We start from the raw sequence: 524 nt of genomic DNA on the forward strand, positions 1-524 counted from the left end.
ACGCCGCAATATACGGCATTGCAGCAACTTTATGAACATTACAGCGGGCAAGGTTTGGAGATATTGGATTTTCCGTGCAACCAATTTCGCGGACAGGCGCCGGAGAGCAGTCGGGAAATTGCTTCCGTCTGTCAGACGAAGTTTGGTACTGCATTCAAAATTTTTGACAAAATCGATGTCAACGGCGCATCTGCATTGCCGCTTTATGCTTATTTGAAGGCGCAACAGCCGCAGGATAGGGGCGGGCATATGTTGAAAGAAGCGGTGTTGCGGCTGGCGGCATGGGGCTGTAAGCATCAGGCGGGCGATATCCGCTGGAACTTCACCAAATTCCTGATTAATCGTGAAGGCGAAGTGACAGCGCGTTTTGCACCCAGCGTAGCGCCGAAAGAAATCGAAAACGATATCAAGAAGTTGCTATAAAGGCGCGAGCCGTTTCAGACGACCTCGTCTGAAAAAATGTGTCGAAACCTTACGGTTTTTCACATTCCGCCGCCTTGAAAGTAGGGCGCATTATCTTTATG

The 524-nt window shown here is 49.6% G+C and carries 1 protein-coding gene; it reads left to right on the forward strand.

From position 1 onward, the window contains the following. The coding region (locus ACTHUR_RS18075) for a glutathione peroxidase (protein ID WP_440400132.1) at positions 1 to 423 on the forward strand (423 nt) is incomplete at its 5' end. Positions 424 to 524: the final 101 nt, after the last annotated feature.

This window comes from Neisseria sp. P0021.S007, from assembly GCF_051956855.1.